Source organism: Microbacterium sp. BF1 (assembly GCF_019279095.1).
GTDB lineage: Bacteria > Actinomycetota > Actinomycetes > Actinomycetales > Microbacteriaceae > Microbacterium > Microbacterium maritypicum.
In genome coordinates this window covers 1-8,769 of sequence record NZ_JAGYWT010000058.1, presented here as the reverse complement: position 1 = coordinate 8,769, position 8,769 = coordinate 1, and the positions used below count along the sequence as shown (strand labels likewise).

General features: G+C 66.4%; 8 protein-coding genes. 6 read left to right on the top strand and 2 right to left on the bottom strand.

Annotation, left to right across the window (positions count from 1 at the left end; translation table 11 throughout):
* Both KZA10_RS03675 and KZA10_RS18670 read right to left on the bottom strand, forming a co-directional pair.
* The coding region (locus KZA10_RS03675; protein WP_256934356.1) for an MFS transporter at nucleotides 1–1,029 on the bottom strand (1,029 nt) is incomplete at its 3' end.
* A 66-nt stretch (nucleotides 1,030–1,095) separates the two neighbouring features.
* Complete coding sequence (locus KZA10_RS18670) at nucleotides 1,096–1,896, bottom strand: NUDIX domain-containing protein (RefSeq protein ID WP_374196534.1); 801 nt, start codon at nucleotides 1,894–1,896, stop codon at nucleotides 1,096–1,098.
* Nucleotides 1,897–1,979: 83 nt separating this feature from the next.
* Here KZA10_RS18670 and dapA point away from each other — a divergent pair, with 83 nt between their 5' ends.
* The 6 genes from dapA to KZA10_RS03640 form a co-directional block, all read left to right on the top strand.
* Complete coding sequence (gene dapA, locus KZA10_RS03665) at nucleotides 1,980–2,957, top strand: 4-hydroxy-tetrahydrodipicolinate synthase (protein ID WP_017830907.1); 978 nt, start codon at nucleotides 1,980–1,982, stop codon at nucleotides 2,955–2,957.
* 53 nt (nucleotides 2,958–3,010) lie between these two features.
* Nucleotides 3,011–4,687, top strand: coding sequence for a ribonuclease J (locus tag KZA10_RS03660; RefSeq protein ID WP_218682198.1), 1,677 nt, complete (start codon nucleotides 3,011–3,013; stop codon nucleotides 4,685–4,687).
* 73 nt (nucleotides 4,688–4,760) lie between these two features.
* Nucleotides 4,761–5,255, top strand: coding sequence for a GNAT family N-acetyltransferase (locus KZA10_RS03655; protein ID WP_141388007.1), 495 nt, complete (start codon nucleotides 4,761–4,763; stop codon nucleotides 5,253–5,255).
* Nucleotides 5,256–5,328: 73 nt separating this feature from the next.
* Nucleotides 5,329–8,064, top strand: coding sequence for a DNA translocase FtsK (locus KZA10_RS03650; protein ID WP_218682197.1), 2,736 nt, complete (start codon nucleotides 5,329–5,331; stop codon nucleotides 8,062–8,064).
* Complete coding sequence (gene pgsA, locus KZA10_RS03645; RefSeq protein ID WP_218682196.1) at nucleotides 8,064–8,639, top strand: CDP-diacylglycerol--glycerol-3-phosphate 3-phosphatidyltransferase; 576 nt, start codon at nucleotides 8,064–8,066, stop codon at nucleotides 8,637–8,639. Before KZA10_RS03650 ends, pgsA begins: the two co-directional genes overlap by 1 nt.
* On the top strand, nucleotides 8,636–8,769 hold a 134-nt coding region (locus tag KZA10_RS03640), incomplete at its 3' end, for a CinA family protein (RefSeq protein WP_218682199.1). The genes pgsA and KZA10_RS03640, both read left to right, overlap by 4 nt.

The window sequence follows — 8,769 nt, the reverse complement described above, 5'->3', positions numbered from 1 at the left end:
CGGGGGTGAGGAATGGACGCTTGCGTTCGGAGAGAAGCCAGTAGAGCAGCGCATTGGGACCGTGTGGCGACGGCAGGCGCGAACCGTGGCCGCGTACCGCGACCGGTACGGCATCACCAGTCGCTCGTTGCCGAACTCGCCCAATGACACCACGGCCGCCGCGATGTTGCCGTTGCGGAAGGAGGAGATCGAGAACAGCCGCAGCGCCAGCAGCGTCGGCTTTCCCGTGCGCTCGCGGTAGCGGCCCCAGAGGATGAACCCGATGACGGCGATGACGGCGACCGCGAAGAGCAGGGGTATCGGCGACAGCTCCCACGGCCACGCCCAGTCGCCGATCTGTGGACGCGTATCGATGAGCCACCAGCCGTATGTCCGCCCCTCGATGAGGCCGAACACGAGGCTCCCCATCGCCACGATGGAGAGCGCGGCACCGACGACATCGACTCTGCTGATGCGATCGCTGCGAGATTCCGCCACCGTCAGCAGCACGCCGATCACGATGATGATGCCGAGGGGGATGTTGATCCCGAACGCCCACCGCCACGAATACGCGGTCGTGAGCCACCCGCCCAGGAGAGGGCCGACAGCAGCCATACCACCGATCGTCGACCCCCACACGGCGAAGGCGATCCCTCGCTCGCGTCCTCGGAAGGTCGCATTGATGATCGAGAGCGTCGTGGGCAGGATCAGCGCTCCACCGACGCCCTGGGCCAGACGCGCGAGGATCAGCATCCCCCCGTCCGGCGACAGCGCAGCGAACACCGACGACAGGGCGAACACGACGACGCCGATGAGCATCACCCGCCGCCGGCCGAAGCGATCGGCGAGGCTGCCGAACACCAGCAGCAGGGAGGCGAAGACGAGGGTGTACGACTCCTGCACCCACTGCACCTCGGTCGAGGTGATGCCGAGGTCCTCCACGATCGCAGGGATCGCCACGTTGACGATCGTCGAGTCGACGATGATCAGCGAGACCGCGATGCTGATGAAGACGAGCCCGAGCCACCGCAGGCGCACGTACCGTTCCATGATCGCTAGCTTAGTTAGCTAAATGGGATTCAGGTAGGTGTGGTCTCCGCGGAGCGCAGATAGATCTCAGCAGCGCACGGCTAGGCTGGACGCGTGCCCCTTCTCTCGATCGCCGGCTCGACGCGTGCCCCGCACCGTCTTCGCTCGGCGACCCCGATGAGGGAATGGATGCGGGTCATCCTGCACCCGGGCACGAACGGGTGGACCAGTGTGTGGGGCACGCTCTCGCACGGCGAGATCGCCGGCTGCCCGCCGCCACGGAACTAGACCACGCCTCGAACGGGGCGGTGGTCTTCTGCGCCATTCACCCCTTCTCGCGTGAGGTCTTTCCGTGTCCCCGAATTCATCACCTGCCCGTTTCTCCCTCGCCCCGCATGCGCTGTGGCAAGGCATCCGCTCACATGAGACGGCCTGGATGCCCTCTTCGGCCTGAGTCTCAGCAGTGCGCGCCTCGCCCTCGCCGGATGCCTCTTCGTCTTCTGCGGCAGGTTGGAGGTCGCGTGCGAGGAAGACGTGTTCGGCGGCCTCGGCGATACCATTCAGCGCGTGCATGGTGCCCAGCGGCACCCAGTCACCGGCCTCGAAGCCGGTCTCCTCGCGAAGTTCCCGCCGGGCCGCGACGAGCGGAGCCTCACCGTCGCTGCCTCCCGCAGGCACCTCGATGGTGGTGCCCACGGTGTAGCGGTCGATCGTGACGAGACAGATGCGGTCGTCGTCATCCACGGCGACGATGAATACCGCCGGATGCTGCATGGTGACGACACCGTAGATGCCGTCGTCACCGGCCGGTCCTGTGACCCGATCCTCACGCACACGGATCCAGGCGTTCTCGTACTTCGTCTCGCTGTCTCGTGTGACCCATGCCATCCTTCGAGCGTACGGCGCACCTGCGACCTCATCCGCGTCACCGCGTCCGCATGAGCGGCAGTCGAACCGATACGCTTGGGTCTATGACGCATTCGGGCAACCCTTTCGGACAGGTTCTCGTCGCGCTCGTCACTCCGATGACGGCCGACGGTGAAGTCGATTGGCCCGCCGTCGAGAAGCACATCGATGACGTGATCACCGCGGGAGCGGACGGCATCGTCGTGACGGGGACGACCGGCGAGACCTCGACCCTGACGGACCCCGAGAAGCTCAAGCTCGTCGAGGTCGGCAGATCCGTCTCCGCTGGTCGCGCCAAGATCATCACCGGCGGTGGCTCCAACGAGACCGCCCACGCGATCGAGCTCTACAAGGCCAGCGAGAAGGCCGGCGCCGACGGCATCATGATCGTCACGCCGTACTACAACAAGCCGACTCAGGCCGGCATCCTCACGCACTTCCGTCTGGTCGCCGACGCGACCGACCTCCCGGTGATCCTTTACGACATCCCCGGCCGCACGGGTGTGCCGATCAAGTACGAGACCATCCTGCGTCTCGCGAAGCACCCGAACATCCTCGCCGTGAAAGACGCCAAGGGCGACTTCTCCGAGGTGAGCCGCGTGCTCAACCAGACCGACCTGATGTACTTCTCAGGCGACGACGCGAACGTGCTCCCGCACCTCGCGATCGGGGCCACCGGCCTCATCGGTGTGACGGCGAACGTCGCCGCTGCGCCGTACCGCACGATCATCGACGCGGTGAACGCGGGCGATCTCGCCACCGCCACCGCAGAGCACAAGCGCCTCGAACCGCTCGTGCGCGCGGTGATGACGCATGTTCCGGGAACGGTCGCGGCCAAGTACATCCTGCACGGACTCGGCCGCATCTCGAGCCCGCGCGTCCGACTTCCCCTGGTCGGCCCCGAGGAATGGGAGGCCGCGCTCATCGAAGATGAACTCGACCTGGTCCAGAACGTCCCCGGAGCCGACTTCTCGAACTTCCGCCCCGACCGCAACGCGGCCGCGGGTGGTGCCCTGCCCAAGGTGCACGGCACGACGCGCTGAGTCGTGTCGCCACGAACGAACGGACGCGCGGAGTGTCCGACTGAGGAGACAGCATGTCCATTCCCCTGGTAGCACCGACCGCTCTCGAAGACGGGACGCTGCGGGTCGTCCCGATCGGCGGCCTCGGCGAGATCGGTCGCAACATGACCATGTTCGAGTACGACGGCAAGATCCTGATCGTCGACTGCGGCGTGCTCTTCCCTGAGGAGCACCAGCCGGGTGTCGACCTGATCCTGCCGGACTTCGAGCCGATCCGCGATCGCCTGGATGACATCGTCGGCGTGGTGCTGACGCACGGACACGAGGACCACATCGGCGCGGTGCCGTATCTGCTGCGTCTGAAGAGCGACATCCCGCTGATCGGATCCGGGCTCACCCTGGCACTGGTCGAGGCGAAGCTCAAGGAGCATCGCATCAAGGCCTTCACCCTCACGGTGAAGGAAGGTCAGCAGGAGCGGGTCGGTCCGTTCGACCTGGAGTTCGTCGCGGTCAACCACTCGATCCCGGATGCGCTGGCCGTGGCCATCCGCACGCCCGCAGGCATGGTGCTCGCCACCGGTGACTTCAAGATGGATCAGCTGCCGCTGGACGGCCGCATCACCGACCTGCGCGCATTCGCCCGCCTCGGTGAAGAGGGCGTGGATCTGTTCCTCGTCGACTCGACGAACGCCGATGTCCCCGGCTTCACGCCGACGGAGCGCTCCATCGGTCCCGTGCTCGACCAGGTGATCGCGAAGGCGCCTCGTCGTGTCATCGTCGCGAGCTTCTCCAGCCACGTACACCGAGTGCAGCAGGTGATCGACGCGGCGCACGCCAACGGTCGCCGCGTCGCATTCCTCGGCCGCAGCATGGTGCGCAACATGACGATCGCCGAGCAGCTCGGCTACCTGAAGGTGCCGGACGGAGTCCTCATCGACTTCAAGAAGGCCCGCGACCTCCCCGACGAGCAGATCGTCTACATGTCCACCGGCTCCCAGGGCGAGCCGATGGCGGTGCTCAGTCGTATGGCGAACATGGACCACGCGATCGAGATCAGTGAGGGCGACACGGTCATCCTCGCCTCCAGCCTCATCCCGGGCAACGAGAATGCGGTCTATCGCGTGATCGACGGGCTCACCAAGCTCGGTGCCAACGTCGTCCACAAGGCCAACGCGAAGGTGCATGTCTCCGGGCATGCCGCGGCGGGCGAGCTGATCTACTGCTACAACATCCTGAAGCCGAAGAACGTCCTCCCGGTCCACGGCGAGTACCGGCACCTGATCGCCAACGCCAAGCTGGCGCAGGACACCGGCGTCCCCGAGGAGAACACGATCATCGCCTCCAACGGCACCGTGATCGATCTCAAGGACGGGGTCGCGAAGGTCACCGGTCAGCTCGACCTCGGATTCGTGTACGTCGACGGCTCCACCGTCGGCGAGATCACCGATGCCGACCTCAAGGATCGCCGTATCCTCGGCGAGGAGGGCTTCATCTCGGTGATCGTGGTGGTGGATGCCGGCACCGGCCGAATCATCTCGGGACCGGAGATCCACGCGCGCGGCGTCGCCGAGGATGATTCGGTGTTCGACGACGTCACGCCGAAGATCATCGCGGCGCTCAAGGAGGCATCGGGCAACGGCGTTCGTGACACCCATGCGCTGTCGCAGGTCGTTCGACGCACGATCGGTCGCTGGGTGAACCAGAGGCTGCGTCGTCGTCCGATGATCGTTCCGCTCGTCATCGAGGCGTGACGCTGGGGGAGTCCGCTCCCCGCTCACGGGTGGCCGTCACGTCGATGTAACACCGCGGGCCTATGCTCGCGTCATGTACAGGGACTTCTCCCTTCGCAGGGCGGCGCAGACGGATGCGATGTTCCTCGGCGACATGCTCGTCGAGGCCGCCAATTGGCGTGCCGGGGGAGTGCGTCCGCGGCACGAGGTGCTGACCTCTGCCGACCACAGGCGTTACCTCGCGGGGTGGAAGCGCATGGCCGACGACGGACTGGTGGCCACCGCTTCGGACGACGTCCCGGTCGGGGCCGCGTGGTATCGGGTGCTCCCGCAGGACGCCCCGGGATTCGGCTTCATCGGCGTCGCCATCCCGGAGCTGATCATCGGAGTGCATCCCCTCTGGCGTGCGCGTGGCGTCGGACGCTCGCTGCTGCGCGGCATCGTGCACCTCGCCGGCTCTCAGGGACATGCGCGCATCAGCCTGAGCGTCGAACGGGACAACTTCGCGCGCAACCTGTATCGCGCCGAGGGCTTCGCCGTGGTGAGGGAGGGCGAGAGCCGGGACACGATGGCGCGCGGCACGGCGTAGCCGCGCCCTCTCGGATCCGGGGAAAGCCGCGTCATTACGCGGAGATGTCGGCTGGTGGACGTAACGTGAGAGCATGGCCAGGAGTACCACGAAGACAGAGAGCGCGTCGACCAGCGCACCGTCGCGCCCGAAGCGGCAGACGGCTCCCAAGGCCCCACCCGCTCGCAAGGCGCAGCCCGCTCCCAAGAAGTACATCGACGAGGCAGACAAGCCGCCGGTCGCCGTCCGGGCCTGGGTCGGGCTGGCGCACGGTGTCGGCGGACTCTTCCGCGCGTTCGGCCCTGAGACCCTCGAGAAAGACGATCGTCGCGACGGTTTCCCCTTCCTCCTCGTGCTCCTCTCCGTGCTGGGCGCGGTCAACGAGTGGTTCTTCATCGGCAACGAAGTCGCTGCGAACATCAGCGCGTACTCCGTCGGGCTGTTCGTCGGGCGTGTGGCCTTCATCATGCCGGTGCTGCTTCTGCTGCTCGCCGGCTGGCTGTTCCGTCACCCTTCGTCAGTTCATGACAACGGGCGAATCGGAATCGGATTCGGAATGTTCGTCCTGGCGCTCGCGGGGATATTCCACGTCGCCGGGCCCCGCCCGCATCCGAACCAGGGGATGCCAGCGCTCAGTGAATCGGGTGGGCTGCTTGGCTGGCTCGTGGGACAGCCCCTGACCTACCTCACCGACATTCCCGCGTACATCGTGCTGTCGCTGCTTGCGGCACTCAGCATCCTGATCCTCACCAAGACACCGCCGAACCGCATCGGCGCCCGCCTCGGCGACCTGTACGCCTGGATGTTCGACGCCGAACGCCCGGAGAAGCCTGCCAAGGACGCTGCGGCGATCGACGACGCCGACAAGGTCGACGACCCCGACGTGCTGCCCTGGTGGCGGCGCAACAAGACCGGTCGGGAAGAAGATCCCGACGAGGGCACCCTCGGCTCGGATGACATCACGGCGCTGCTCACGACCTCCGATCCGACTCCCGCCTACGACCAGGCGGTCGTCGTCGAGAACCCGTATGACGCGGCCACCGAGGTGCTGTCCGATGTGAGGTCCGTCGCCGACTCCCTCGCGGAGCAGCAGACCACGGCGCTCCTCGACGACTCCTCCGACACCGGAGAGGTGCCGGAGCTTCCCGGCCTCGACGGCTTCGGCACCGAGGGCCCTGGCGACCGCGGACCGCAGGCTCCCGTGACGCCGTACATCCTGCCCTCTCCCGGCCTCCTGGTCGAAGGTCCGCCGCCGGTGATGCGCTCCGAGGCCACTGACAAGGTGATCGAGCAGATCACCAGTGTGCTGTCGCAGTTCAAGGTCGATGCGAAGGTCACCGGGTTCTCCCGCGGACCGACGGTCACGCAGTACGAGGTCGAGGTCGGCCACGGCGTCAAGGTCGAGAAGATCCTGCAGCTGAGCAACAACTTCGCTTACGCGGTGGCATCGAACGACGTCCGCATCCTCTCGCCGATCCCCGGCAAGAGCGCGATCGGCATCGAGATCCCCAACGCCGACAAGGAGATGGTGGCGCTCGGCGACGTGCTGCGCTCGCCCGTCGCGCAGAAGAGCACGCACCCGATGACGATCGGCGTCGGCAAAGACGTCGGCGGCAACATCGTCATCGCGAACCTCGCCAAGATGCCCCACCTCCTGGTCGCCGGTTCCACAGGCTCTGGTAAGTCGAGCTTCGTGAACTCCATGATCACGAGCCTGCTGATGCGCGCTCGCCCGGCCGATGTACGCATGGTGCTGATCGACCCGAAGCGCGTGGAGCTCACCAGCTATGCCGGTGTCCCGCACCTGATCACGCCCATCATCACGAACCCCAAGAAGGCGGCGGAAGCGCTGCAGTGGGTCGTGAAGGAGATGGACATGAGGTACGACGACCTCGCATCCTTCGGCTTCCGTCACATCGACGACTTCAACCGAGCCGTGCGTGCGGGCGAGGTCGAGCTGCCGGTGGGCAGTGAGCGCGTTCTGAAGCCTTACCCGTACCTCCTGGTCGTGGTCGATGAGCTCGCCGACCTCATGATGGTCGCCCCTCGCGACGTGGAGGACTCGATCGTGCGAATCACGCAGCTGGCGCGAGCCTCCGGCATCCACCTCGTCCTCGCGACGCAACGTCCGAGTGTGGACGTCGTCACCGGACTCATCAAGGCGAACGTGCCCTCTCGTCTGGCCTTCGCCGTCACCAGCGTCACCGACAGCCGCGTCATCCTCGACAGCCCCGGCGCCGACAAGCTCATCGGTCAGGGTGATGCGCTGTTCTCGCCCATGGGCTCGTCCAAGCCGTTCCGTCTGCAGGGCGCCTGGGTCGACGAGAAGGAGATCGACGCGGTCGTCAAGCACGTCACCCGTCAGGCACGTCCGGACTACCGTCCCGATGTGCAGGAGGCGATGGAGCCGACCAAGAAGAAGGAAGTCGACGAGGACATCGGCGACGACCTGGAGCTGCTGCTCGCGGCCGCCGAGCTCATCGTCTCGTCCCAGTTCGGCTCGACGTCGATGCTCCAGCGCAAGCTTCGTGTCGGCTTCGCGAAAGCCGGCCGCCTCATGGACCTGCTGGAGTCGCGCGAGATCGTCGGTCCGTCCGAGGGATCCAAGGCGCGAGACGTGCTGGCCACGGCCGAGCAGCTCCCGCAGGTCATGGCGAAGCTCCGCGGCGACGACGTGCCGGCCTCGCCGTCGCCGTCCGCAGCCCCGGTCGCTCCGCCCGTCCCACCTCTTCCTCAGACACATGATCCGATCGCGGCCCAGTACGAGGGGCTTCCCGAGGTGGAGGCCGAGGGCGACGAAGACGCCTGGGGCCTGACGGGACGCGACTGATGGCCATTCCTCGGCAGCTTCCCAACGCCATCACCGTCGCGCGCATCCCGCTGGCGGTCGTCTTCTTCATCCTCTTGCTGCTGGGCGGCCAGTACGGCCTTCCCGACCCCGGCCTCCGTTGGGCCGCCGCGATCATCTTCATCGTCGGTATCTCGACGGACTGGGTTGACGGCTACCTCGCACGCAAATACGACATCGTCAGCGACTTCGGCAAACTCTGGGATCCCATCGCTGACAAGATGCTCACGGGCGCTGGATTCATCGGGCTCGCCATCCTGGGCGAGGTCAGCTGGTGGATCGTGGCGATCATCCTGGTGCGCGAGTGGGGGATCACGATCCATCGACTCATGGTCGCCAGCGAGCATGTCGTCGCCGCGGCCTGGATGGGCAAGATCAAGACGGCATTCCAGGGGATGGCGCTCGGCTGGGCACTGCTTCCGTTGCACTACCTCATCGGTCTCGACGCCTGGACGCTGATCACCTTCATCCTCATGCTCATCGTGCTGGTGCTCACGGTGGTGAGCGGCATCGACTACATCGTGGCGCAGGTGCGGGGTTCGCGCCGGAAGCCATGAGCGAAGAGAGCGCCGCGGTCCTCGCAGCGCTGGGTCGGCGCGGGTGGACGCTCGGGATCGCCGAATCGCTGACAGGTGGCGCTCTGTGCGCGGATGTCGTCGCCATCCCCGGCGCATCCGCGGTGCTTCT

Coding starts and splice junctions, on each gene's coding strand:
- KZA10_RS03655 (WP_141388007.1), top strand. CDS start 4,761: ATGTACAGGGACTTCTCCCTTCGCAGGGCGGCGCAGACGGATGCGATG.
- KZA10_RS03660 (WP_218682198.1), top strand. CDS start 3,011: ATGTCCATTCCCCTGGTAGCACCGACCGCTCTCGAAGACGGGACGCTG.
- KZA10_RS03650 (WP_218682197.1), top strand. CDS start 5,329: ATGGCCAGGAGTACCACGAAGACAGAGAGCGCGTCGACCAGCGCACCG.
- pgsA (WP_218682196.1), top strand. CDS start 8,064: ATGGCCATTCCTCGGCAGCTTCCCAACGCCATCACCGTCGCGCGCATC.
- KZA10_RS18670 (WP_374196534.1), bottom strand. CDS start 1,896: ATGGCATGGGTCACACGAGACAGCGAGACGAAGTACGAGAACGCCTGG.
- dapA (WP_017830907.1), top strand. CDS start 1,980: ATGACGCATTCGGGCAACCCTTTCGGACAGGTTCTCGTCGCGCTCGTC.